The organism is Rathayibacter sp. AY1E3, from assembly GCF_002932235.1.
In the GTDB taxonomy this organism is placed as follows: domain Bacteria; phylum Actinomycetota; class Actinomycetes; order Actinomycetales; family Microbacteriaceae; genus Rathayibacter.
Genome location: NZ_PSVN01000017.1, coordinates 48,248 through 69,471, shown reverse-complemented (window position 1 = coordinate 69,471; position 21,224 = coordinate 48,248). Strand labels below are relative to the sequence as shown.

Below are 21,224 nucleotides of genomic sequence, written 5' to 3'. Positions count from 1 at the left end.
CTTGCCACGCACTCCCGGAGGGAGTCGGCGTGGCAAGCTCGACCGACAAGCTGCTGGTGCTACTTGATGGATCCGCCCGCAGCGACGATCTTCTGCTCGGCAGAGCTGGAGACCTTGTCGACCGCGACGTTCAGCTTAACCGCAATGTCGCCGTCCCCGAGGACTTTGACCTTCTCGTTCTTGCGGACAGCACCCTTGGCGACCAGGTCGCCGATGGTGACGTCGCCGCCCTGGGGGTAGAGCTCCGCGAGAGCGGACAGGTTCACGACCTGGTACTCGACCCGGAACGGGTTCTTGAAGCCGCGGAGCTTCGGGGTGCGCATGTGCAGCGGCATCTGCCCACCCTCGAAGCCGACGCGCACCTGGTAGCGGGCCTTGGTGCCCTTGGTGCCGCGACCGGCGGTCTTTCCCTTGGAGCCCTCACCGCGACCCACGCGGGTCTTGGCCTTCTTGGCTCCGGCAGCGGGGCGGAGGTGGTGGACCTTGAGCACGTGCTCCTTGGTCGCCGGCGCCGCCGCGCCCTTCGTGGTGGTCGCCTGCGCGGGAGTCGTGGACTCCGCGGCGGCGGCCTTCTTCGTCTCAGCCATTAGTCAATCTCCTCGACCTTCACCAGGTGGGCGACGGTCTTCACGTATCCGCGGTTCTGGGCGTTGTCCTCGCGGACGACGCTCTGACCGATCTTCCTGAGGCCGAGCGAGCGCAGCGTGTCGCGCTGGTACTGCTTCTCGCTGACCTTCGACTTGATCTGGGTCACCTTGAGCTGGGCCATCAGGCACCTGCCTTCGCGTTGGACGCGGCGGCGAGGGCGTCGGCCTCGGCACGGACGAGACGTGCCGGCGCGACCTGGTCGAAGTCGAGACCACGACGAGCGGCGACGGCGCGCGGCTCCTCGAGCTGCTTCAGAGCCTCGACGGTCGCGTGGACGATGTTGATGGTGTTCGACGAGCCGAGCGACTTGCTCAGGACGTCGTGGATGCCGGCGCACTCGAGGACGGCGCGGACGGGACCGCCGGCGATGACACCGGTACCCGCGGCGGCGGGGCGCAGGAGCACCACACCGGCGGCGGCCTCACCCTGGACGGGGTGCGGGATGGTCGAGGCGACGCGGGGGACGCGGAAGAAGTTCTTCTTCGCCTCCTCGACGCCCTTGGAGATGGCGGTCGGGACCTCGCGGGCCTTGCCGTAGCCGACGCCCACCAGTCCGTTGCCGTCTCCGACGACCACGAGCGCGGTGAAGCTGAAGCGACGGCCGCCCTTGACGACCTTCGACACGCGGTTGATGGTCACGACGCGCTCGAGGAACTGGCTCTTCTCGGCGTCACGGCCACCGCGGTCGCGGCCACCCTGGTTGCGGTCGCGGCCGCCGCGGCGGGGCTCACGAGCCTCCTGCTGCGGCTGCGTGGACGCAGCGGTCTCGACGGGGGCCTCCGACACAGCGGCGACCTCGGGTTCCTTGTTCTCTGCGGCGCTCACAGGTTGAGCCCTGCCTCTCGTGCTCCATCGGCGATCGCGGCGACGCGACCGGCGTACTTGTTGCCTCCGCGGTCGAAGACGACCGCCTCGACACCGGCGTTCTTGGCGCGCTCGGCGACGAGCTCGCCGACCTTGCGGGCCTTGGCGGTCTTGTCGCCGTCGAACACGCGCAGGTCGGCCTCGAGGGTCGACGCCGACGCGAGGGTGCGGCCCTGAGCGTCGTCGACGACCTGCACGAAGACGTGGCGGGCCGAGCGGTTGACGACGAGGCGGGGGCGCTCGGCGGATCCGACGACCTTCTTGCGCAGACGGTCGTGACGACGACCGCGCGCAGCGGACTTGCTCTTTCCTCTGGTTCCGAGTCCCATGATCACTTACCGCTCTTTCCGGCCTTGCGGCGAACGACCTCGCCGGCGTAGCGCACGCCCTTGCCCTTGTAGGGCTCGGGCTTGCGGATCTTGCGAATGTTGGCGGCCACCTCACCGACGGCCTGCTTCGAGATGCCGTGCACGGTGAGCTTGTTGTTGCCCTCGACCGTGAACGAGATGCCCGCGGGCGGGGTGACGACGACCGGGTGCGAGAAGCCGAGCGCGAACTCGATGTCCGAGCCCTTCGCCAGCACGCGGTAACCGGTTCCGACGACCTCGAGGCCCTTGGAGTAGCCCTGCGTGACACCGATGATGTCGTTCGCGATGAGCGTGCGGGTGAGGCCGTGGAGCGAGCGCGACTCGCGCTCGTCATCGGGACGCGAGACCAGCACCTGGCCGTTCTCGACGGACACCTGGATGGGGCTGGCGACCGAGACGGTCAGCTCGCCCTTGGGGCCCTTGACGGTCACAGCGGATCCGGCGACGGAGACGTCGACGCCCGCCGGGATCTCGATGGGGAGTCTTCCAATACGCGACATGAGGGGTTACCACACGTAGGCGAGGACTTCCCCACCCACGCCCTTCTTCTCGGCCTGGCGGTCGGTCAGGAGACCGCTCGAGGTGGACAGGATGGCGACGCCGAGTCCGCCGAGCACGGTGGGGATCTCGGCCGACTTCGCGTACACGCGGAGTCCGGGCTTCGAGACCCGCTTGATGCCGGCGATCGAGCGCTCGCGGTTCGGGCCGTACTTGAGGGAGATGGAGAGCGTCGTGCCGACGCGCGCCTCCTCGACCTTCCAGTCGGCGATGTAGCCCTCGGTCTTGAGGATCTCGGCGATGTTCGCCTTGAGCTTCGAGCCCGGGAGGGTGATGGAGTCGTGGTGCGCGGAGTTCGCATTACGGATTCTGGTCAGCAGATCTGCGACCGGATCAGTCATGGTCATGGCTGATGGTGCCTTTCTCGCCTGGTTTCGGCACCCTTTACAAGAGTGACGACCTGTGGTGTGGGACGGCGCCGACGACGTCGACGCCCATGCGGCCGCGCGAACGCAGGCCAACGAGCCATGCTACATGGCCGAGGTCCTGCGGTCGAGGGCCGATCGTGCACGGGATCCGGGATCCCGCGTGGCGCCCGCCGCCGGCTCCGGACGGACCGGTCCGGCGGCGGACGCACGACGAGGCCGGAGGGCGGTTCTCACCGTCCCCCGGCCTCGAGGCTTGCTGATTACGCGTTGTCCGACGACTTGAACGGGAAGCCGAGCTGCTTGAGCAGCGCGCGACCCTCGTCGTCGGTCTTGGCGGTGGTCACGACGGTCACGTCGAAGCCGCGGACGCGGTCGATGCGGTCCTGGTCGATCTCGTGGAAGATCGACTGCTCCGTGATGCCGAAGGTGTAGTTGCCGTTGCCGTCGAACTGGCGGTCCGACAGACCGCGGAAGTCGCGGATGCGGGGCAGCGCCACCGAGAGCAGGCGGTCCAGGAACTCCCAGGCGCGGTCGCCCCGGAGGGTGACGTGAGCGCCGATGGCCTGACCCTCGCGCAGCTTGAACTGCGCGATGGACTTGCGGGCCTTGGTGACCTGCGGCTTCTGACCGGTGATGGCGGTGAGGTCCTTGACCGCGCCGTCGATGATCTTGCCGTCGCGGGCGGCCTCACCGACACCGGTGTTGACGACGACCTTGACCAGGCCGGGGACCTGGTGGACGTTGCCGAAGCCGAACTGCTCCTTGAGAGCGGGGATGATGTCGGCCTGGTACTTGGCCTTGAGCCGCGGCTGAACCTTCGCAGCCACTGCGGTGGTGTCAGTCATTACAGTTCCTCACCCGACGCCTTCGCGTAGCGCACGCGAACGGTCTTGGTCACGCCGTCCTTGGTGACGGCCACGTTGCGGTGGCCGACCCGGGTCGGCTTCTTGGTCTTCGGGTCGACGAGCGCGACGTTGGAGATGTGGATCGAGGCCTCGACTGTCTCGATGCCGCCCTCCTTCGAGCCGCGCTGCGTCTGGCCGACGCGGACGTGCTTCTTGACGAAGTTCACGCCCTCGACGACGACGCGGTTGCGCTCGACCAGCACCTCGAGGACCTTGCCCTGCTTGCCGCGGTCTCCACCGCGGGCCTGGGTAGCGCCCGAGATGACCTGGACGAGGTCACCCTTCTTGATCTTGGCCATGACTAGATAACCTCCGGTGCCAGCGAGACGATCTTCATGAACTTCTTGTCGCGGAGCTCGCGACCGACCGGTCCGAAGATGCGGGTGCCACGGGGGTCCCCGTCGTTCTTGAGGATGACGGCGGCGTTCTCGTCGAACTTGATGTACGAGCCGTCGGCGCGACGGGTCTGCTTGATGGTGCGGACGATGACGGCCTTGACCACGTCGCCCTTCTTCACGTTGCCACCGGGGATCGCGTCCTTGACGGTGGCGACGATGATGTCACCGAGGCCCGCGTAGCGGCGGCCGGAGCCTCCGAGGACGCGGATGGTGAGGAGCATCTTGGCGCCGGTGTTGTCGGCGACCTTGACTCGGGATTCTTGCTGAAGCATGTGTCTCTCCTGCTAACTCAAGTAGGCCGCGGCCTACTTGGCCTTCTCGAGGATCTCGACCAGGCGCCAGCGCTTGGTGGCGCTGAGGGGACGGGTCTCGCTGATGACGACGGAGTCGCCGATGCCGGCGGAGTTCAGCTCGTCGTGGACCTTGACCTTGGACGTACGGCGGATGACCTTGCCGTACAGCGGGTGCTTCACCCGGTCCTCGACCTCGACGACGATGGTCTTGTCCATCTTGTCGCTGGTGACGTAGCCGCGACGGGTCTTGCGGTATCCGCGAGCGCCCGCCTCCTTCACGTCGTGGGCGGCCGACTCGTGGCCGGCGCTGTCATTGACGGTTGCCATTACTTGGCCTCCTCGTTCGACTCGGTCGCCTCGACCTCGGCCTTGGCGGCCTTCTTGGTCTTGGGCTTCTTCTCCGCCTTGGCCGGGGCCTCGACGGGTGCGGGGGTGGCGCGGATGCCCAGCTCGCGCTCACGGATGACCGTGTAGATGCGGGCGATGTCGCGCTTGACGGCACGCAGGCGGCCGTTGGTGTCCAGCTGACCGGTGGCCGACTGGAAGCGGAGGTTGAACAGCTCCTCCTTGGCCTTCTTCAGCTCGGTGACGAGACGCTCGTCCTCGTAGGTGTCGAGCTCGGCGGGGGCGAGCTCCTTGGATCCGATCGCCATTACGCGTCTCCCTCCTCGCGCTTGATGATGCGTGCCTTGAGGGGCAGCTTGTGGATGGCACGGGTCATGGCCTCACGAGCGAGCTGCTCGTCGACGCCGGCGACCTCGAAGAGGACGCGACCCGGCTTGACGTTCGCGACCCACCACTCCGGCGAACCCTTACCGGAACCCATGCGGGTCTCGGCGGGCTTCTTGGTGAGCGGACGGTCGGGGTAGATGTTGATCCACACCTTTCCGCCGCGCTTGATGTGACGCGTCATCGCGATACGAGCGGACTCGATCTGACGGTTGGTCACGTAGGCGGGGGTGAGGGCCTGGATGCCGAACTCACCAAACGACACCTTGGTGCCACCGGTGGCCTGGCCGGACCGGCCCGGGTGGTGCTGCTTGCGGTGCTTGACTCGACGCGGAATCAACATGGTTATGCCTCAACTCCTGCTGCGACGGGCGCCTCGCTCTGCTGGCGGGGTGCACGGCGCGGACGGTCGCTGCGCTCGGGGCGCGACGACTTGCTGTTCGCCTGCTCGCGGGCGAGCTCCTTGTTGGTGATGTCGCCCTTGTAGATCCAGACCTTCACGCCGATGCGGCCGAAGGTGGTCTTCGCCTCGTAGAAGCCGTAGTCGATGTTCGCGCGGAGGGTGTGCAGCGGCACGCGTCCCTCGCGGTAGAACTCCGAGCGGCTCATCTCGGCGCCGCCGAGGCGGCCGGAGACCTGGATGCGGACGCCCTTGGCGCCGGCGCGCTGAGCACCCTGCAGGCCCTTGCGCATCGCGCGGCGGAAGGCCACGCGGGCGGAGAGCTGCTCGGCGATGCCCTGGGCGACCAGCTGAGCCTCGGCCTCGGGGTTCTTGACCTCAAGGATGTTCAGCTGGATCTGCTTGCCCGTGAGCTTCTCGAGGTCGGCACGGATGCGCTCGGCCTCGGCGCCGCGGCGGCCGATCACGATGCCCGGGCGGGCGGTGTGGATGTCGACGCGGACCCGGTCACGGGTGCGCTCGATCTCGATGCGGGCGACGCCCGCACGGTCGAGCTGCGTGGCGAGGAGTCGGCGGATCTTGACGTCCTCGGCGAGGTAGTCGCTGTACCGCTGGCCCTTCTTGGTGCTGTCGGAGAACCAGCGCGACACGTGGTCGGTGGTGATTCCCAGACGGAAACCGTAGGGGTTTACTTTCTGACCCATTACTTGGTCCCCTCCTCAGGAGTGGCCAGCACGACGGTGATGTGGCTGGTGCGCTTGTTGATGCGGAAGGCACGACCCTGAGCACGGGGCTGGAATCGCTTGAGGGTGGTTCCCTCATCGACGAAGGCGCGGGACACGATCAGGTCCTGGTCGTCGAGGTACTCGTTCGAGGCATCGGCCTTGACGCGAGCGTTGGCCATCGCCGAGGCGACGAGCTTGTAGACGGGCTCGGACGCACCCTGCGGCGCGAACTTCAGGATGGCCAGTGCCTCCTGAGCCTGCTTCCCGCGGATCAGGTTCACGACACGGCGAGCCTTCTGGGGGGTGACGCGGATGTGTCGCACGCGTGCGATCGACTCCACCATTTCTCTCCTCCTTCTCGTCGCCGCGTCAGCGGCGACGGCCCTTCTTGTCGTCCTTCTCGTGACCGCGGAAGGTCCGAGTGGGGGCGAACTCGCCGAGCTTGTGGCCGACCATGGTCTCGGTCACGAACACGGGGATGTGCTTGCGACCGTCGTGGACCGCGATGGTGTGGCCCAGCATCGCCGGGATGATCATCGAACGGCGCGACCAGGTCTTGATGACGTTCTTGTTGCCGGCTTCGTTGGCCGTGAACACCTTGCGGAGCAGGTGGTCGTCAACGAAGGGGCCCTTCTTGAGACTGCGAGGCATCTTCTACAACTCCTACTTGCGCTTCTTACCGGCGGTGCGGCGGCGAACGATGAGCTTGTCGCTCTCCTTGTTGGGGCGACGGGTGCGTCCCTCGGACTGACCCCACGGGCTGACCGGGTGGCGTCCACCGGAGGTCTTGCCCTCTCCACCACCGTGCGGGTGGTCGACCGGGTTCATCGCGACACCGCGGACGGTCGGGCGGACGCCCTTCCAGCGCATGCGGCCGGCCTTGCCCCAGTTGATGTTCGACTGCTCGGCGTTGCCGACCTCGCCGATCGTGGCGCGGCAGCGCGCATCGACGTTGCGGATCTCGCCCGACGGCAGGCGGAGCTGCGCGTAGGGGCCGTCCTTGGCGACGAGGCGGACCGAGGTGCCGGCCGAGCGGGCGAGCTTGGCGCCGCCTCCCGGCTTGATCTCGATGGCGTGGATGACCGTACCGGTCGGGATGTTGCGCAGCGGCAGGTTGTTGCCGGGCTTGATGTCGGCGCCGGCGCCCGACTCCACGACGTCGCCCTGCGAGAGCTTGTTCGGGGCCAGGATGTAGCGCTTGGTGCCGTCCACGAAGTGGAGCAGCGCGATGCGCGCCGTGCGGTTGGGGTCGTACTCGATGTGAGCGACCTTGGCGTTGACGCCGTCCTTGTCGTTGCGACGGAAGTCGATCAGACGGTACTGGCGCTTGTGGCCACCACCGATGTGACGCGTCGTGATGCGGCCGGAGTTGTTGCGGCCACCGGTCTTGGACAGCGGGCGCAGGAGCGACTTCTCGGGCGTCGAGCGGGTGATCTCCGCGAAGTCGGCAACGCTGGAGCCGCGGCGACCGGGGGTCGTGGGCTTGTACTTACGAATAGCCATTGTCTGTTTCCTCTACGCTTCTTCGGCTCAGCCGACGCTCGTGAAGATGTCGATGGAGCCGGACTTCAGCGTGACGATCGCGCGCTTGGTGTCCTTGCGCTTGCCGGTGCCGAACTTCGTGCGGCGGGTCTTGCCCTGGCGGTTCAGCGTGTTGATCGACGCGACCTCGACGCCGAAGATCTTCTCGATGGCGAGCTTGATCTCGGTCTTGTTCGAACGCGGGTCGACCACGAAGGTGTACTTGCCCTCGTCGATCAGGCCGTAGGACTTCTCCGAGACCACCGGGGAGATGATGACGTCGCGGGGGTCCTTGTTGAACGCGGCGGACTGGCTCATGCGTTCACCTCTTCCTTGTTGGACTCGACGCCCGACTTGGCCGCGATGAACGCGTCGAGCGCGCCCTTCGAGAACACGATGTCGTCGGAGACGAGCACGTCGTACGCGTTGAGCTGGTCGGCCGGCAGGATGTGCACGAACGGCACGTTGCGGAGCGAGAGCTCGGCGATGTAGTCGTCGCGCTCGAGCACCACGAGGACGTTGCGCGACACCGAGAGGGCGTCGAGCAGGACGAGGACGTCCTTGGTCCGGGGAGTGTCGCCGAGGGCGAGGGACTCGACCACGTGGATGCGGGCACCGCGGGCGCGGTCCGAGAGAGCACCGAGCAGAGCCGCGGCGATCATCTTCTTGGGGGTGCGCTGCGCGTAGCTGCGGGGGGTCGGTCCGTGGACCACGCCACCACCGGTCATGTGCGGGGCGCGGATCGAGCCCTGACGAGCGCGACCGGTTCCCTTCTGCTTGAACGGCTTGCGACCGGCTCCGGAGACCTCACCGCGGTTCTTCGTCTTGTGGGTTCCCTGGCGCGCCGCGGCGAGCTGGGCCACGACGACCTGGTGGATGAGGGGGATGTTGGTCTGGACGTCGAAGAGCGCGGCGGGGAGCTCGACCGAGCCCGCCTTCTGGCCCTTGACGTCGATGATGTCGACAGAGGTAGCCATGGAACTACGCTCCCTTCACGGCGTTGCGAACGAACACGAGGCGACCGCGGGCACCGGGGACGGCGCCCTTGACGAGCAGCAGGCCCTTCTCGGCGTCGACGGAGTGCACCTTGAGGTTGAGCACGGTGACGCGCTCGCCACCCATGCGACCGGCCATGCGCATGCCCTTGAAGACACGGCTGGGGGTCGAGGAGGCGCCGATGGAGCCGGGCTTGCGGTGGTTGCGGTGCGAACCGTGCGAAGCCGAGACGCCCTTGAAGTTGTGGCGCTTCATGACACCGGCGAAGCCCTTGCCCTTGCTGGTGCCGACGACGTCGACCTTGGTGCCGGCATCGAAGACGGCGTCCACGGTCAGCTCCTGGCCTGCCGAGTAATCGGCGGCGTCGGAGGTGCGGACCTCGGTGAGGTGGCGGCGGGGGGTGACGCCCGCGGCGTCGAAGTGACCGGCGGCGGGCTTGTTCACCTTGCGCGGGTCGATCGCACCGGCGGCGAGCTGGACGGCGGTGTAGCCGTCCTTCTCCTCCGTGCGGACCTGGGTCACGACGTTGGGGCTGATCTCGATGACGGTGACCGGCACGAGCTTGTTGTTCTCGTCCCAGACCTGGGTCATTCCGAGCTTGGTGCCGAGGAGGCCCTTGCTGGTCTTCAGCGTGGGGGAAACAGTGACAGACATGGTGGCACTCCTCCTTAGAGCTTGATCTCGATGTTGACGTCGGCCGGCAGGTCGAGGCGCATGAGCGAGTCGACGGCCTTGGGCGTCGGGTCGATGATGTCGATGAGGCGCTTGTGGGTGCGCATCTCGAAGTGCTCGCGGCTGTCCTTGTACTTGTGGGGAGAACGGATCACGCAGACCACGTTCTTCTCGGTCGGCAGCGGCACGGGGCCGACCACCGTTGCACCGGCACGGGTGACCGTGTCGACGATCTTGCGCGCCGACGTGTCGATGACCTCGTGGTCGTACGACTTCAGTCGGATGCGGATCTTCTGTCCCGCCATGTGTGATCTCTCACTCTCTTGTTATTGCGTCGTACGCGACTCCCCCGGCCGGAGCCGGACTCGTCTCGCATTGGACGCGCTCGCGAAGGAACTCCGGTGACCCGGAAAAGTGCAACCAGTGTTCTTCTGTCAAAAGCACCGCACCCTCGGGGCGCTCCGATCGGCGTGCAGAACGCACGACGCACGGAGAGACCGTTGAGATGTCGGTTGTTGTCGTTCTGCTACCCGCCGCCTCGACGTCGCACCCGCGTGGCCGCCCTCTCGGGTCGAGCCTCCGCGATGCCGTCTCGGCACTGCCTGGCAGTGTCCCCCTGCGAGCAGCACGCCGCCCGAGAGGAAATTTTGAACTAGAAGAGTCTCCCACAGATGCCCCACCCCTGCAACCCGGGCGTGTCGCGCCGGAGGGCTCCTTCGCGAGCACGTCGTGACGGACCGTGGGAGCCGGGCGCTCCGAGCAGCAGCGCGGGTCGAAGGGCCTCCCCCGCTACTCGAAGAGCAGCGCCCGGACGGCGGTCTCGGCCGACGCGGGGCGCGACGCGTCGATGGTCTCGCCGGCGCGGAAGTGGTCCAGAAGCCGCGGGTCGACGTAGCTGGCGCGGGCGACCGTCGGCGTGTTACCGAGCACGTCGGAGGCGTCGCGCATCGCCCGGGCGATCGCGGAGTTCCGAGCGCGCTGCGTGGCCTGCGGACCCGACTTCGCCAGGCTCAGCGCGGCCGCGACCGTGCCGTGCAGAGTGCGGAAGTCCTTCGCCGTGAAGTCGTCGCCGGCGCGCTCGCGCACGTAGTCGTTGATCTCGGGTGCCGAGATCGGCCGCCACTCCCGCCCGTCCTTCCAGGCGAGCAGGCGGGCGTTCGGCCCGCGACGCTTGAGTGCACGGACGACGCGCGAGAGGTCGTGGTCGAGGATCTCGCTCGTCCACGCCTGGTGGCTCTTCCCGGGGAAGGCGAGGGCGACCCGGTCCCCGTGGGTCGTGGCGTGCGCGCACAGGAGCGTCGAGAGGCCGATGCTGCCGTGCTCCTTCGCGTACCTCTCGCTGCCGACGCGGAGCGACCCGGTGTCGAGCATCCGGAAGGCGGTGGCCAGCGCGCGCTCGCGGCTGGGTCCGTCCGAGCGGAGGGCGATGGTCACGGCCCGGCGCGCCCCGGGCAGGGCCTCCGCGAGCCGCAGCGCCCGGTCGAACTTGATCCGGTCCTTCTGCTCGCGCCAGGTCGGATGGTAGATGTACTGGCGGCGGCCGGCGGAGTCGACGCCGGTGGCCTGGATGTGCCCGTTGGGGTACGGGGCGATCCAGACGTCCGTCCAGGCCGGCGGGATGCCGAGACGGTCGAAGCGCGCGCGCAGCTCCTTGTCGGCGACGGTCGCGCCCTTCGGGTCGCGGTAGCTGAAGCCGGAGCCCGCGCGCACCCGGGTGTAGCCGCGCCCGCTCGAATCGGTCCTGCGGAGTCGTTGCGCGCGAGTGTCAGCCATCGATCCGACGATAGGACGGCGGATCCGAGGCCCGCACCCGCTTGACGGCGGGGACGAGCAGTCGGTCGGCAGCCGCTACTCGTTGCCGATCCGCTTGTCGGCCTGGCGCTTCAGGTCCTCGATGCGGTCGTCGTACTTGCCGTTGGTGAGGCGGCTGGCGATCTCGCCCGCCTTCTCGAGGGTCTGGTCGGAGACCTGCTCGGCCTTCTCGCTCCGCAGCGCGTCCTGGGCCTTCCGGCTGTTGAGCAGTTCGCCGGCCTGGCGTCCGAGCTTCCCGAGATCCACGATGATGCCTCCTTGTAAACGCGCACAGGGCGGCGCGTGCCTCAGTGTGGCGCTCCCGGCTGGGGGAACGGTGCGGGCGCGCCGGTCAACCGGCCAGTGCGATCACCTGCTCCGCAGCGTCTGCCAGGGCGCGGCCGTAGGAGGGACCGTGACCGGCGGCGTGGACGGCGAGCGGGTGCAGCTGGTGGAGTGGCACCCGCTCCTCGTAGCCGGCCCCCAGCGGATGCTGCTCGCGGTAGCCCTCGAGGACGGCGTCGAGGTGCGGAGCACCGAAGAGGGCCAGCATCGCCAGATCGGTCTCGCGGTGTCCCCCGTGAGCGGCGGGGTCGATCAGGACGGCGCCGTCCGCCGTCCAGAGCACGTTGCCGGTCCAGAGGTCCCCGTGGATCCGGGCGGGCCCCGCACCGTCGTCGAAGGCTCCGGCCGCCACCCGGCCCAGAGCCTGCTCGATGAGCCGCGACTCGGCTGCCGCGAGGTTGCCCGCCTCCACGGCGGGGCCGAGGAACGGCCGCACCCGCTGCTCCGCGTAGAAACGCCCCCACGAGTCGTCCGGGCGGCACGGCATCTCGCGGCGGCCGATGTAGGCGGGGCCGGTCCATCCCGGGGGCGGCGCTCCGAACGCCGCGGCTCCGGCGTCGTGCGTCCGGGCGAGCGCGGCGCCGAAGGCCCGAGCCGACTCGGCGGAGGGTCGCGCGGAGCAGATCTCCTCCAGCTCGATGCGCCCGGGCGACACCCTCTTCACCCCGACACAGCGCGCACCGCCGTCCGCCTCGCGCAGCCAGTCCAGGCCGGCCGCCTCCCACTCGAAGAACTGCGGGAGGGCACGGGGGTCGCTCTTCACGAAGGGCATGCCGCCACGCTAGCCGGGCGTCCCCGGGAACGACGAGAGGGGCCGCCCGCCGAAGCGGACGACCCCTCTCGAGAGATCGGTAGGACGGACCTACTTGATGATCTTGGTGACCGTACCGGCACCCACGGTGCGTCCACCCTCACGGATGGCGAAGCCGAGGCCCTCCTCCATGGCGATCGGCTGGATCAGCGCGACCGTCATGTCGGTGGTGTCGCCGGGCATGACCATCTCGGTGCCCTCGGGCAGCGTGATGACGCCGGTGACGTCGGTGGTGCGGAAGTAGAACTGCGGACGGTAGTTCGCGTAGAACGGGTTGTGACGCCCACCCTCATCCTTGGACAGGATGTACGCGGTGCCCTCGAAGTCCGTGTGCGGCGTGACCGAACCCGGCTTGACGACGACCTGGCCGCGCTCGACGTCCTCGCGCTTGGTGCCGCGGAGGAGCAGACCGCAGTTCTCGCCGGCCCAGGCCTCGTCGAGCTGCTTGTGGAACATCTCGATTCCGGTGACCGTGGTCTTCTGCGTCGGGCGGATGCCGACGACCTCGACCTCGGAGTTCAGAGCGAGGGTTCCACGCTCCGCACGGCCGGTGACGACGGTTCCACGACCGGTGATCGTGAAGACGTCCTCGATCGGCATGAGGAACGGCTTGTCCTTGTCGCGCACCGGGTCCGGGATCGACTCGTCGACCGCGTCCATCAGGTCGAGGATCGACTGGGTCCAGGTGTCGTCGCCTTCGAGGGCCTTGAGGCCGGAGACGCGCACGACGGGGGCGTCGTCGCCGGGGAAGCCCTGCGACGAGAGGAGCTCGCGGACCTCGAGCTCGACGAGCTCCAGGATCTCCTCGTCGTCCACCATGTCGGCCTTGTTCAGCGCGACGAGGAGGTAGGGGACGCCGACCTGCTTGGCGAGGAGGACGTGCTCACGGGTCTGAGCCATCGGGCCGTCGGTGGCGGCGACCACGAGGATCGCGCCGTCCATCTGGGCCGCGCCGGTGATCATGTTCTTGATGTAGTCGGCGTGACCCGGGGCGTCGACGTGCGCGTAGTGGCGCTTCGGCGTCTCGTACTCGACGTGCGAGATGTTGATCGTGATGCCGCGCTGGCGCTCCTCGGGAGCGGAGTCGATCGACGCGAAGTCACGCTGGACGTTGGTCGCGGACGGGAACTTGTCCGCCAGAACCTTCGAGATCGCCGCGGTGAGCGTGGTCTTTCCGTGGTCGACGTGACCGATGGTTCCGATGTTGACGTGCGGCTTGGTCCGCTCGAACTTGGCCTTAGCCACTGTGGGTCCTCCTCAGGACTTAGGTGCAAGCATCCGCATCCGGGCGGCCGCACGGGGCGGCACGAGGACAGGAGGACTTGCGGGGGTTTTGTGTACGTATGTTACCGGCAGTGGTCGTGCGGCCGTCCCGCTGCGACAGGGGGCGCGCTGCACTCGGCAGCAAACCCGCACGACACTACCAGGCCGCCGCCGTTCCGGGGAACGGCGACGGCCCAGGGGCGGAGCTACTCGCCCTTGTTCTTCTGGACGATCTCCTCGGCCACGGCCTTGGGGACCTCGGCGTAGGTCTCGAACGTCATCGAGTAGACGGCGCGGCCCGAGGTCTTCGAGCGCAGGTCTCCGATGTAGCCGAACATCTCGGACAGCGGGACGTTGGCCCGGATGACCTTGATGCCGGTGGCGTCCTCCATCGACTGGATCATCCCGCGACGCGAGTTGATGTCGCCGATGACGTCGCCCATGTACTCCTCGGGAGTACGGACCTCGACGGCCATGAGCGGCTCGAGGAGGACCGGCTGCGCCTTGCGCGAGGCCTCCTTGAACGCGATCGAGCCGGCGATCTTGAACGCCATCTCGGAGGAGTCGACGTCGTGCGCCGCTCCGTCGACCAGGGTCGCCTTCACGCCGACCATGGGGTAGCCGGCGAGCACGCCGACCTGCATGGCGTCGCGGATGCCCGCGTCGACGGAGGGGATGTACTCGCGCGGGACGCGGCCACCGGTGACGCCGTTGACGAACTCGTAGGTCTTGTCGGCCTCGACCTCCATCGGCTCGATGGTGATCTGGACCTTCGCGAACTGGCCGGAGCCACCCGTCTGCTTCTTGTGGGTGTAGTCGTACTTCTCGACCGTGCGGCGGATCGTCTCGCGGTACGCGACCTGGGGCTTGCCCACGTTGGCCTCGACGTTGAACTCGCGCTTCATGCGGTCGACCAGGATGTCGAGGTGCAGCTCGCCCATTCCCTTGATGACCGTCTGACCGGTCTCCTGGTTCTGCTCGGTGCGGAAGGTGGGGTCCTCCTCCGCGAGCTTCTGGATCGCGGTGCCGAGCTTCTCCTGGTCCGCCTTCGTCTTGGGCTCGATGGCGACCTCGATGACGGGCTCCGGGAAGGTCATCGACTCGAGCACGACCTGCGCGGCCGGGTCGCTCAGGGTGTCACCGGTGGTGGTGTCCTTGAGGCCGATGACGGCGTAGATGTGGCCGGCGGTGACCGAGTCGACCGGGTTCTCCTTGTTGGAGTGCATCTGGAAGATCTTGCCGATGCGCTCCTTCTTGCCCTTGGTCGAGTTGATGACCTGGGCGCCGGAGTCGAGCTTGCCCGAGTAGACGCGGACGTAGGTCAGGCGGCCGAAGAACGGGTGCACGGCGACCTTGAACGCGAGCGCCGAGAAGGGCTCGGTCGAGTCCGCGTGGCGCATGATGACCTTCTCCTCGTCGCGGACGTCGTGCGCCTCGATGGCGGGGACGTCGAGCGGGGAGGGGAGGTAGTCCACGACAGCGTCGAGCATCGGCTGGACGCCGCGGTTCTTGAACGCCGAGCCGCAGAGCACCGGGTAGATCTCGGAGTTGACGGTCATCTTGCGGATGGCGCCCTTGATCTCCGCGACGGTGAGCTCCTCGCCGCCGAAGTACTTCTCGAGCAGCTCGTCGGAGGTCTCCGCGACGGTCTCGAGGAGCTTCTCGCGGTACTCCGCCGCCTTGTCGGCGAGGTCGGCCGGGATCTCCTCGATCTCGTACTTCGCGCCGAGCGCGACGTCGCCCTTCGAGTCGCCGCGCCACGTGAGCGCGCGCATCTCGACCAGGTCGACGACGCCCTCGAAGGAGGACTCCGCGCCGATGGGCAGCTGGATGACCAGCGGCTTCGCGCCGAGGCGCTTGATGATCGTGTCGACCGTGTAGTAGAAGTCGGCGCCGAGCTTGTCCATCTTGTTGACGAAGCAGATGCGCGGGACGTCGTACTTGTCGGCCTGACGCCAGACGGTCTCGGACTGGGGCTCGACGCCCTCCTTGCCGTCGAAGACGGCGACGGCGCCGTCGAGGACGCGGAGCGAGCGCTCGACCTCGACCGTGAAGTCGACGTGACCGGGGGTGTCGATGATGTTGATCTGGTTCTTGTTCCAGAAGCAGGTCGTCGCGGCGGACGTGATCGTGATGCCGCGCTCCTGCTCCTGCGCCATCCAGTCCATCGTCGCGGCGCCGTCGTGGACCTCGCCGATCTTGTGCGTGATACCCGTGTAGAACAGGATGCGCTCGGTGGTGGTGGTCTTGCCGGCATCGATGTGGGCCATGATGCCGATGTTGCGGACCTTGTTCAGGTCGGTGAGCACATCTTGTGCCACGGAGTTCCTCCGATAGGTGATGGAGCCAGCGCACCGGGTTCATGGCCGAATGGCTGGGATTCTGGTGGTGGCGGTCGCCCGGTCGCGGGGATCGGGCGATCCGCCGCCGGGACCGGGCCCGCAGCGGTGACGCCGCGGGCCCGGTGGTCGCGGTCGCCCGGAGGCGGCCGCGGGGTGCGCTACCAGCGGTAGTGCGCGAAGGCCTTGTTCGACTCGGCCATCTTGTGGGTGTCCTCGCGACGCTTGACAGCGGCGCCCAGACCGTTCGACGCGTCGAGGATCTCGTTCATGAGACGCTCGGTCATCGTCTTCTCGCGACGGGCCTTCGCGTAGCTGGTGAGCCAGCGGAGCGCGAGGGTGTTGGCGCGGTGGGGCTTGACCTCGACCGGGACCTGGTAGGTCGAGCCACCGACGCGGCGGCTGCGGACCTCGAGGGTCGGGCGGACGTTGTCGAGCGCCTTCTTGAGGGTGACGACCGCGTCCTGGCCGTTCTTGCCGGCGACGCCCTCGAGGGCACCGTAGACGATGCGCTCGGCGAGGCCCTTCTTGCCGTCCAGGAGGATCTTGTTGACGAGCTGGCTGACGATGGGGGCGCCGTAGACGGGGTCTGCGACGACGGGGCGCTTGGGAGCGGGGCCCTTACGAGGCATTACTTCTTCTCCATCTTCGCGCCGTACCGGCTGCGAGCCTGCTTGCGGTTCTTGACGGCCTGGGTGTCCAGGGCGCCGCGAACGATCTTGTAGCGGACACCGGGGAGGTCCTTGACGCGACCGCCGCGCACGAGCACCATCGAGTGCTCCTGCAGGTTGTGGCCCTCGCCGGGGATGTAGGCGGTGACCTCGGTGCCGTTGGAGAGCTTCACGCGGGCCACCTTGCGGAGGGCCGAGTTCGGCTTCTTGGGCGTGGTCGTGTAGACGCGCGTGCAGACGCCGCGCTGCTGGGGGTTGGCCTTCAGGGCGGGCGCCTTGGTCTTGGTGACCTTCGGCGTGCGTCCCTTGCGGACCAACTGCTGAATCGTTGGCACTGGTTTTGCTCCTTGAATGCTGCACGGTGACAGCGGATCGATGGTCGACATTCGGCCCTCCCGTCTCCGGGAACGGCCGAGTTCATCTGGACCCGACGCACCCCGCGGCCCCGCGAGCGGGACCGGGAGGGTGAGGGGTATGCCGTGGGGGCCGCCCGATCGGACGAACCCGCGGATCCTCGCGGACCCGGTGGAGCGAAGCGCGGCGACCGCATCGACCCGGAGGCACGACACGAGCGCACGGCAAAGCGCACACCCGAAGAATATTACGGGGAGTGACGGGGCCGGTCAACCGAGCGGCGTTCGCCCTGGGAGATGCCGCAGCGCCGCGCTGAGCCGCGCCGGGACTCCGTCGTCACTCCCGCTCGTCGCCCTCCCAGCCCCAGTGGGGGCTGCGGCCGCCGGCGTCGCGACGGGCCAGGAGCAGGAGGAACACGAGCTGGACGGCGGCCGCGAGCACGCCGGTCGCGATCGCGAAGACAGTGGGGGCGTGGTCGAGGATCCAGCCGAGGATCTCCCCCGGCTCCTGGCGGCCGAGCCCGTAGAGCGCTCCGCCCGTGACGAGGAAGAGCAGGTAGACGACGACCCCGGTCAGCAGCGACGGGCCGAGGACGCGGTGGACGGCGGGACGGGCGGCGAGGGTCACCATCGCGACCAGCACGGCGATGACGCAGACCGCTACCGACACCGGCCCCAGCAGCGGGCCGGCGTCACGCTCGGGCACGACGTCCTGGTCCAGCAGGAGGCTGAGGACCCCGAACGCGCAGACGACCAGGGCGAGGTAGAGGAACGCGGCGAAGCCGGCCAGCGCGAGGCCGTAGCCCAGGCCGGCTCCGCGGCCCTGCCCCTGCCCCTCCGGAGTCACGACTGCGCGGCCGCTGCGCGCTCGGCGTTGCGGCGCTTGACGCCCCGGGCGCGGCCCGCGATCGCGGCGCCGCCCCAGACGCTCGCCTCCCGGCCGAGGACGCCGGCGGCGAGGACCGCCGCGAGGACGGCGGGATCGCTGACGTAGTCGAGCGCGAGGGAGCGGTCGATCGGCAGGGCGAGCGGTCCGACGGCGCTCCAGCCGCCGACCAGCGCGGCCGCGGCCGTGAGGAGGGCGACGAGGAAGCCGCCGAAGACGTAGGCCCACCAGCCCGCGCGGTTCACGACCAGCACGATCAGCGCCAGGCCGACCAGGAACGCGGCCACCGGGGCGAGGAAGAGCGCGGTCGGCGCAGCGTCGAGCGCGAGGGCGACCGGGTCGCCGTCGACGCGGTCGACGAGGAGGCGGATCGCCGTCAGGGCGACGAGGTACAGGACGGCGAAGACCGCGGTCGTCAGGAGGGCGAGCGCGAGGCCCGCGAGGCGGTTGCCGGAGCGCCGGACCGGCTCGGGCTCGGCCTCGACCGGCCCGAGGGCGCTGGGGGCGGACGCCGCGGCGGCCGGGGCGGCGGGCTCGACGGTCGGCTGCCGGCCCGTCACGGGCTCGGGCCAGACGTACTCCCGGGTCGGCTGGGGTCCGGTTCCGCCGGACGTCTCGGTCGCGGAGGGGATCCGCGTGGTCTCGGCGTCGCTGCTCCAGGTCACCCGGACAGCATAGGCACGCCTTCCGCCGCGCCCGGTGCGCCGCGCGGCTCCCCGTCGACGGGGGACAGCGCCGACCGTCTACTCGAGCGGGTGGAGGAGGCGGTGCAGGAACTGCCGGGTGCGCGGCTCGCGCGGCTCCCGGAGGATCTGCGCAGGGGCGCCCCGCTCGACGACCACGCCGTCGGCCATGAAGACGACCTCCGAGGCCACCTGCCGGGCGAACTCGAGCTCGTGCGTCACGACGAGCATGGTCCAGCCCTCCCCCGCCAGCTCCCGCATCAGCGAGAGCACGTCGCCGACCAGCTCCGGGTCCAGCGCCGAGGTGGGCTCGTCGAAGAGGAGCAGATCGGGCCGCAGCGCGAGCGCCCGGACGATGCCCACGCGCTGCTGCTGACCGCCGGAGAGCTCGAAGGGGTAGGCGCTCCCCCGGCCGCCGAGGCCGACGCGCTCGAGCAGGCGCTCCGCCTCCGGGACCACCTCGGACGCGGGACGGCGCTGCACTCGCAGCGGCCCCTCCGTCACGTTCTGGAGGACGGTCAGGTGCGGGAAGAGGTTGAAGTGCTGGAAGACCATCGCGGAGTGGTCGCGCAGCCCGGTCAGCGCCTTCCGTCCGACGCCGCGGTCGAAGTCGAGGACACTGCCGTCGGCGAGCTCGACCACCCCGCCGTCCGGCACCTCGAGGCTGTTCAGCGAGCGCAGGACGGTGGTCTTGCCCGAGCCGGACGGCCCGATCAGGGCGACGACCTCGCCGCGGCGGATCTCCAGGTCGATGCCGCGCAGCACCTCCACCCCGCCGAACGACTTGCGGAGGCCGCGGGCCGTGAGTACGGGCCGGGCGTCGGTCGGAGTGTCAGCGGGCGACATAGCGGTCCAATCGCTTCTCGAGCAGGCCCTGGCCGCTGGAGAGCACCAGGCAGATGAGCCAGTAGATCAGAGCGGCCTCGAGGTAGAGGAGCATGAACTCGCTCGACGCGGTGGCGATCTTCTGCGCCTGCCGGAAGAGCTCGGTCACCAGGATGAGGGAGGCCAGCGAGGTGTCCTTCACCAGCGAGATGAAGGTGTTCGACAGCGGCGGGACGGAGACGCGCGCGGCCTGCGGGAGGATGATGCGCCGCAGCGAGAGCGAGCGGCTCATGCCGATCGTGTGCGCCGCCTCCCACTGCCCCTTCGGGACGCTGAGGATCGCCGCGCGGATCACCTCCGCCGCGTAGCCGCCCACGTTGAGGGCGAACGCGATGGTGGCGCTGGGCCAGGGGTCGATCTTCAGTCCGAGGCTCGGCAGCCCGTAGAAGATCACGAACAGCTGCACCAGGAGCGGCGTGCCCCGGATGACGGAGATGTAGGCGCGCGCGATCCAGGAGAGGATCCGCACCCGGGAGAGCCTCATCAGGGCGACCGCCAGCGCGAGCACGAGCCCGATGGCGAAGCTCGCCAGCGCGAGCGGGATCGTCCCGACGATGCCCCCGGAGAGGATCGGCCAGAACGACCGGAGGACGAGGTCCATTGTGTTCTCCCGCCTTCGCGGGAGGATCCGCGGTCGGCTCGATCGGGTGGTGGCGTCGGGGGCGGATCGTCTCCGCCTCCTGGGGAATGCTGGCACGCTTCGCGCCGGGGCGGGCGCCCTTGCGGGCGGACCCGCTGCCTGAGCCACTCCGCCGCTCCCCCGCGCCGGAGCCGCTCACGCACGAGACGGCCCCTCCCGGAAGGGGAGGAGCCGCCTCGGGGTGGGGCTACTGGGAGACGTCGGCTCCGAAGTAGCGCTCGGAGATGGAGGCGAGGGTGCCATCCTCGCGCAGCTCGTCGAGGGCGGAGTCGACGGCCTCGACGAGGTCGTCCGAGCCCTTCGGGAAGGTGAAGGCGCTCTCGGAGGTGTCGTCGGTGGTGACGGCGACCTTGAGGCCCGCGGCCTGGTCGGGGTAGGTCGTGGACCAGTCGAGCCAGGTGAGGCGGTCGTTCACGGTCGCGTCGACGCGGCCCTGCTCGACGAGGGCGATGGCCTGCGCCCAGCCCTCGACGCCCTCGACCTCGGCGCCGTTCTCCTGCGCGACGGTGTACCAGTTGCTCGAGAGCGACTGCGCGGTGGTCTTGCCGGAGAGGCCGGCGAGGTCGGTGATCGAGGTGTCGCTCGAGGGGACGATCACGACGCCGGGGCTGACCGAGTACGGCTCCGAGAAGTCGTACTTCGCCTCGCGCTCGTCGTTGATCGAGACCTGGTTCGCGATCACGTCGAAGCGCGCTCCGTCCAGGCCCGCGAACATCGCGTCCCACTGCGTCTCCTGGAAGTCGGGCTCGACGCCCAGCTTCTCGGCCACGGCGGTGATCACGTCGACGTCGTAGCCGGTGAGGGCTCCCGTCCCGCCGTCGGCGTGGAAGGAGAAGGGCGGGTAGGTGCCCTCGGTGCCGATGGTGAGCTTCCCCGAGTCCTCGACCTCGGCCAGGGTCAGGCCGGAGCTCGCGGAGGCGGTGCCCTCGCCGCTCGAGCCGGAGACCACGTCGTCGGTCGAGGCGGGCGCGCAGCCGGCGAGGACCAGGGCGGCGGCGGCGGCGGTCGTGCCGAGCAGGACGCGCAGGGAGGTGCGGGCGGAGAGGGTCACGGTGTTGTCCTTCGGTGCATCACGGAGTCGTGGCGGTCCCGCTGCGCCGGATGCGGCGCGG

General features: G+C 68.9%; 32 protein-coding genes. All 32 read right to left on the bottom strand.

What is annotated here, in order from left to right:
* Positions 1-59: 59 nt before the first annotated feature.
* Entirely contained in the window at positions 60-587 is a 528-nt protein-coding gene (rplO, locus tag C5C53_RS13605) for a 50S ribosomal protein L15 (protein ID WP_104226755.1), read from the bottom strand.
* Entirely contained in the window at positions 587-769 is a 183-nt protein-coding gene (gene rpmD / locus C5C53_RS13600) for a 50S ribosomal protein L30 (RefSeq protein ID WP_181024623.1), read from the bottom strand. Before rpmD ends, rplO begins: the two co-directional genes overlap by 1 nt.
* Positions 769-1,473: a 30S ribosomal protein S5 gene (gene rpsE / locus C5C53_RS13595; protein ID WP_104224559.1), complete on the bottom strand. Its 705-nt coding sequence runs from the start codon at positions 1,471-1,473 to the stop codon at positions 769-771. The genes rpmD and rpsE overlap by 1 nt, the downstream gene beginning before the upstream one ends.
* A complete protein-coding gene (rplR, locus tag C5C53_RS13590; RefSeq protein WP_056037296.1) occupies positions 1,470-1,841 on the bottom strand; it encodes a 50S ribosomal protein L18 in 372 nt (123 codons plus the stop codon). Before rplR ends, rpsE begins: the two co-directional genes overlap by 4 nt.
* Before the next feature lie 2 nt (positions 1,842-1,843).
* Positions 1,844-2,380, bottom strand: coding sequence for a 50S ribosomal protein L6 (rplF, locus tag C5C53_RS13585; RefSeq protein WP_104224560.1), 537 nt, complete (start codon positions 2,378-2,380; stop codon positions 1,844-1,846).
* A 6-nt stretch (positions 2,381-2,386) separates the two neighbouring features.
* Entirely contained in the window at positions 2,387-2,785 is a 399-nt protein-coding gene (gene rpsH / locus C5C53_RS13580) for a 30S ribosomal protein S8 (RefSeq protein WP_068209423.1), read from the bottom strand.
* 281 nt (positions 2,786-3,066) lie between these two features.
* Entirely contained in the window at positions 3,067-3,651 is a 585-nt protein-coding gene (gene rplE / locus C5C53_RS13575) for a 50S ribosomal protein L5 (RefSeq protein WP_068209425.1), read from the bottom strand.
* Positions 3,651-4,010, bottom strand: coding sequence for a 50S ribosomal protein L24 (gene rplX / locus C5C53_RS13570; protein WP_104224561.1), 360 nt, complete (start codon positions 4,008-4,010; stop codon positions 3,651-3,653). The genes rplE and rplX overlap by 1 nt, the downstream gene beginning before the upstream one ends.
* 2 nt (positions 4,011-4,012) lie before the next feature.
* Positions 4,013-4,381, bottom strand: a complete 369-nt coding sequence (rplN, locus tag C5C53_RS13565) for a 50S ribosomal protein L14 (protein WP_104224562.1) — start codon at positions 4,379-4,381, stop codon at positions 4,013-4,015.
* Between the two features lie 33 nt (positions 4,382-4,414).
* Complete coding sequence (gene rpsQ / locus C5C53_RS13560; RefSeq protein WP_104224563.1) at positions 4,415-4,729, bottom strand: 30S ribosomal protein S17; 315 nt, start codon at positions 4,727-4,729, stop codon at positions 4,415-4,417.
* A complete protein-coding gene (gene rpmC / locus C5C53_RS13555) occupies positions 4,729-5,055 on the bottom strand; it encodes a 50S ribosomal protein L29 (RefSeq protein WP_104224564.1) in 327 nt (108 codons plus the stop codon). The genes rpsQ and rpmC overlap by 1 nt, the downstream gene beginning before the upstream one ends.
* Positions 5,055-5,474, bottom strand: coding sequence for a 50S ribosomal protein L16 (gene rplP, locus C5C53_RS13550; RefSeq protein WP_068209436.1), 420 nt, complete (start codon positions 5,472-5,474; stop codon positions 5,055-5,057). The genes rpmC and rplP overlap by 1 nt, the downstream gene beginning before the upstream one ends.
* A gap of 2 nt (positions 5,475-5,476) precedes the next feature.
* Entirely contained in the window at positions 5,477-6,235 is a 759-nt protein-coding gene (gene rpsC / locus C5C53_RS13545; RefSeq protein ID WP_068209439.1) for a 30S ribosomal protein S3, read from the bottom strand.
* Complete coding sequence (rplV, locus tag C5C53_RS13540) at positions 6,235-6,600, bottom strand: 50S ribosomal protein L22 (protein WP_077221988.1); 366 nt, start codon at positions 6,598-6,600, stop codon at positions 6,235-6,237. The genes rpsC and rplV overlap by 1 nt, the downstream gene beginning before the upstream one ends.
* Positions 6,601-6,625: 25 nt before the next feature.
* Positions 6,626-6,907 carry a 30S ribosomal protein S19 gene (rpsS, locus tag C5C53_RS13535; protein ID WP_055787078.1) on the bottom strand — a complete coding sequence of 94 codons (282 nt, stop codon included), beginning with the start codon at positions 6,905-6,907 and terminating at the stop codon, positions 6,626-6,628.
* A gap of 12 nt (positions 6,908-6,919) precedes the next feature.
* Positions 6,920-7,759 (bottom strand): 50S ribosomal protein L2, encoded by an 840-nt coding sequence (gene rplB, locus C5C53_RS13530; RefSeq protein WP_068251462.1) that lies wholly within the window; start codon positions 7,757-7,759, stop codon positions 6,920-6,922.
* Between the two features lie 27 nt (positions 7,760-7,786).
* A complete protein-coding gene (gene rplW / locus C5C53_RS13525) occupies positions 7,787-8,095 on the bottom strand; it encodes a 50S ribosomal protein L23 (RefSeq protein ID WP_068209445.1) in 309 nt (102 codons plus the stop codon).
* On the bottom strand, positions 8,092-8,754 hold the full coding sequence (gene rplD / locus C5C53_RS13520; RefSeq protein WP_104224565.1) for a 50S ribosomal protein L4: 663 nt from the start codon (positions 8,752-8,754) through the stop codon (positions 8,092-8,094). The genes rplW and rplD overlap by 4 nt, the downstream gene beginning before the upstream one ends.
* A 4-nt stretch (positions 8,755-8,758) precedes the next feature.
* A complete protein-coding gene (rplC, locus tag C5C53_RS13515; RefSeq protein WP_104267773.1) occupies positions 8,759-9,427 on the bottom strand; it encodes a 50S ribosomal protein L3 in 669 nt (222 codons plus the stop codon).
* 14 nt (positions 9,428-9,441) lie between these two features.
* Complete coding sequence (gene rpsJ, locus C5C53_RS13510) at positions 9,442-9,750, bottom strand: 30S ribosomal protein S10 (protein WP_005050520.1); 309 nt, start codon at positions 9,748-9,750, stop codon at positions 9,442-9,444.
* A gap of 484 nt (positions 9,751-10,234) precedes the next feature.
* On the bottom strand, positions 10,235-11,218 hold the full coding sequence (locus C5C53_RS13505; RefSeq protein ID WP_104267772.1) for a DNA topoisomerase IB: 984 nt from the start codon (positions 11,216-11,218) through the stop codon (positions 10,235-10,237).
* Between the two features lie 75 nt (positions 11,219-11,293).
* The gene (locus tag C5C53_RS13500) at positions 11,294-11,503 is read right to left on the bottom strand and encodes an antitoxin (RefSeq protein WP_159939075.1); all 210 of its coding nucleotides are present in this window, start codon (positions 11,501-11,503) and stop codon (positions 11,294-11,296) included.
* 85 nt (positions 11,504-11,588) lie between these two features.
* A complete protein-coding gene (locus C5C53_RS13495) occupies positions 11,589-12,353 on the bottom strand; it encodes a fructosamine kinase family protein (protein ID WP_104267771.1) in 765 nt (254 codons plus the stop codon).
* A 90-nt stretch (positions 12,354-12,443) separates the two neighbouring features.
* On the bottom strand, positions 12,444-13,637 hold the full coding sequence (gene tuf / locus C5C53_RS13490) for an elongation factor Tu (RefSeq protein WP_104267770.1): 1,194 nt from the start codon (positions 13,635-13,637) through the stop codon (positions 12,444-12,446).
* A gap of 224 nt (positions 13,638-13,861) precedes the next feature.
* Positions 13,862-15,976: an elongation factor G gene (fusA, locus tag C5C53_RS13485; RefSeq protein ID WP_104224571.1), complete on the bottom strand. Its 2,115-nt coding sequence runs from the start codon at positions 15,974-15,976 to the stop codon at positions 13,862-13,864.
* A gap of 179 nt (positions 15,977-16,155) precedes the next feature.
* Positions 16,156-16,626, bottom strand: a complete 471-nt coding sequence (rpsG, locus tag C5C53_RS13480; RefSeq protein ID WP_068251443.1) for a 30S ribosomal protein S7 — start codon at positions 16,624-16,626, stop codon at positions 16,156-16,158.
* A complete protein-coding gene (gene rpsL / locus C5C53_RS13475) occupies positions 16,626-17,000 on the bottom strand; it encodes a 30S ribosomal protein S12 (protein WP_011186743.1) in 375 nt (124 codons plus the stop codon). The genes rpsG and rpsL overlap by 1 nt, the downstream gene beginning before the upstream one ends.
* A gap of 355 nt (positions 17,001-17,355) precedes the next feature.
* Positions 17,356-17,865 (bottom strand): DUF6121 family protein, encoded by a 510-nt coding sequence (locus C5C53_RS13470; protein ID WP_104267769.1) that lies wholly within the window; start codon positions 17,863-17,865, stop codon positions 17,356-17,358.
* Positions 17,862-18,569 carry a hypothetical protein gene (locus C5C53_RS13465; protein WP_104267768.1) on the bottom strand — a complete coding sequence of 236 codons (708 nt, stop codon included), beginning with the start codon at positions 18,567-18,569 and terminating at the stop codon, positions 17,862-17,864. The genes C5C53_RS13470 and C5C53_RS13465 overlap by 4 nt, the downstream gene beginning before the upstream one ends.
* 78 nt (positions 18,570-18,647) lie before the next feature.
* Entirely contained in the window at positions 18,648-19,433 is a 786-nt protein-coding gene (locus C5C53_RS13460) for an amino acid ABC transporter ATP-binding protein (protein ID WP_104226760.1), read from the bottom strand.
* Positions 19,420-20,073, bottom strand: a complete 654-nt coding sequence (locus C5C53_RS13455) for an amino acid ABC transporter permease (RefSeq protein WP_104224574.1) — start codon at positions 20,071-20,073, stop codon at positions 19,420-19,422. The genes C5C53_RS13460 and C5C53_RS13455 overlap by 14 nt, the downstream gene beginning before the upstream one ends.
* Before the next feature lie 226 nt (positions 20,074-20,299).
* On the bottom strand, positions 20,300-21,163 hold the full coding sequence (locus C5C53_RS13450) for an amino acid ABC transporter substrate-binding protein (protein WP_374953121.1): 864 nt from the start codon (positions 21,161-21,163) through the stop codon (positions 20,300-20,302).
* Positions 21,164-21,224 lie beyond the last annotated feature (61 nt).

Bases quoted from the DNA above. Each gene is read 5' to 3' on its own strand.
- rplO (WP_104226755.1), bottom strand. From the start codon at position 587: ATGGCTGAGACGAAGAAGGCCGCCGCCGCGGAGTCCACGACTCCCGCG.
- rpmD (WP_181024623.1), bottom strand. From the start codon at position 769: ATGGCCCAGCTCAAGGTGACCCAGATCAAGTCGAAGGTCAGCGAGAAG.
- rplR (WP_056037296.1), bottom strand. From the start codon at position 1,841: ATGGGACTCGGAACCAGAGGAAAGAGCAAGTCCGCTGCGCGCGGTCGT.
- rplF (WP_104224560.1), bottom strand. From the start codon at position 2,380: ATGTCGCGTATTGGAAGACTCCCCATCGAGATCCCGGCGGGCGTCGAC.
- rpsH (WP_068209423.1), bottom strand. From the start codon at position 2,785: ATGACCATGACTGATCCGGTCGCAGATCTGCTGACCAGAATCCGTAAT.
- rplE (WP_068209425.1), bottom strand. From the start codon at position 3,651: ATGACTGACACCACCGCAGTGGCTGCGAAGGTTCAGCCGCGGCTCAAG.
- rplX (WP_104224561.1), bottom strand. From the start codon at position 4,010: ATGGCCAAGATCAAGAAGGGTGACCTCGTCCAGGTCATCTCGGGCGCT.
- rplN (WP_104224562.1), bottom strand. From the start codon at position 4,381: ATGCTTCAGCAAGAATCCCGAGTCAAGGTCGCCGACAACACCGGCGCC.
- rpsQ (WP_104224563.1), bottom strand. From the start codon at position 4,729: ATGGCAACCGTCAATGACAGCGCCGGCCACGAGTCGGCCGCCCACGAC.
- rpmC (WP_104224564.1), bottom strand. From the start codon at position 5,055: ATGGCGATCGGATCCAAGGAGCTCGCCCCCGCCGAGCTCGACACCTAC.
- rplP (WP_068209436.1), bottom strand. From the start codon at position 5,474: ATGTTGATTCCGCGTCGAGTCAAGCACCGCAAGCAGCACCACCCGGGC.
- rpsC (WP_068209439.1), bottom strand. From the start codon at position 6,235: ATGGGTCAGAAAGTAAACCCCTACGGTTTCCGTCTGGGAATCACCACC.
- rplV (WP_077221988.1), bottom strand. From the start codon at position 6,600: ATGGTGGAGTCGATCGCACGCGTGCGACACATCCGCGTCACCCCCCAG.
- rpsS (WP_055787078.1), bottom strand. From the start codon at position 6,907: ATGCCTCGCAGTCTCAAGAAGGGCCCCTTCGTTGACGACCACCTGCTC.
- rplB (WP_068251462.1), bottom strand. From the start codon at position 7,759: ATGGCTATTCGTAAGTACAAGCCCACGACCCCCGGTCGCCGCGGCTCC.
- rplW (WP_068209445.1), bottom strand. From the start codon at position 8,095: ATGAGCCAGTCCGCCGCGTTCAACAAGGACCCCCGCGACGTCATCATC.
- rplD (WP_104224565.1), bottom strand. From the start codon at position 8,754: ATGGCTACCTCTGTCGACATCATCGACGTCAAGGGCCAGAAGGCGGGC.
- rplC (WP_104267773.1), bottom strand. From the start codon at position 9,427: ATGTCTGTCACTGTTTCCCCCACGCTGAAGACCAGCAAGGGCCTCCTC.
- rpsJ (WP_005050520.1), bottom strand. From the start codon at position 9,750: ATGGCGGGACAGAAGATCCGCATCCGACTGAAGTCGTACGACCACGAG.
- C5C53_RS13505 (WP_104267772.1), bottom strand. From the start codon at position 11,218: ATGGCTGACACTCGCGCGCAACGACTCCGCAGGACCGATTCGAGCGGG.
- C5C53_RS13495 (WP_104267771.1), bottom strand. From the start codon at position 12,353: ATGCCCTTCGTGAAGAGCGACCCCCGTGCCCTCCCGCAGTTCTTCGAG.
- rpsG (WP_068251443.1), bottom strand. From the start codon at position 16,626: ATGCCTCGTAAGGGCCCCGCTCCCAAGCGCCCCGTCGTCGCAGACCCC.
- C5C53_RS13460 (WP_104226760.1), bottom strand. From the start codon at position 19,433: ATGTCGCCCGCTGACACTCCGACCGACGCCCGGCCCGTACTCACGGCC.
- C5C53_RS13455 (WP_104224574.1), bottom strand. From the start codon at position 20,073: ATGGACCTCGTCCTCCGGTCGTTCTGGCCGATCCTCTCCGGGGGCATC.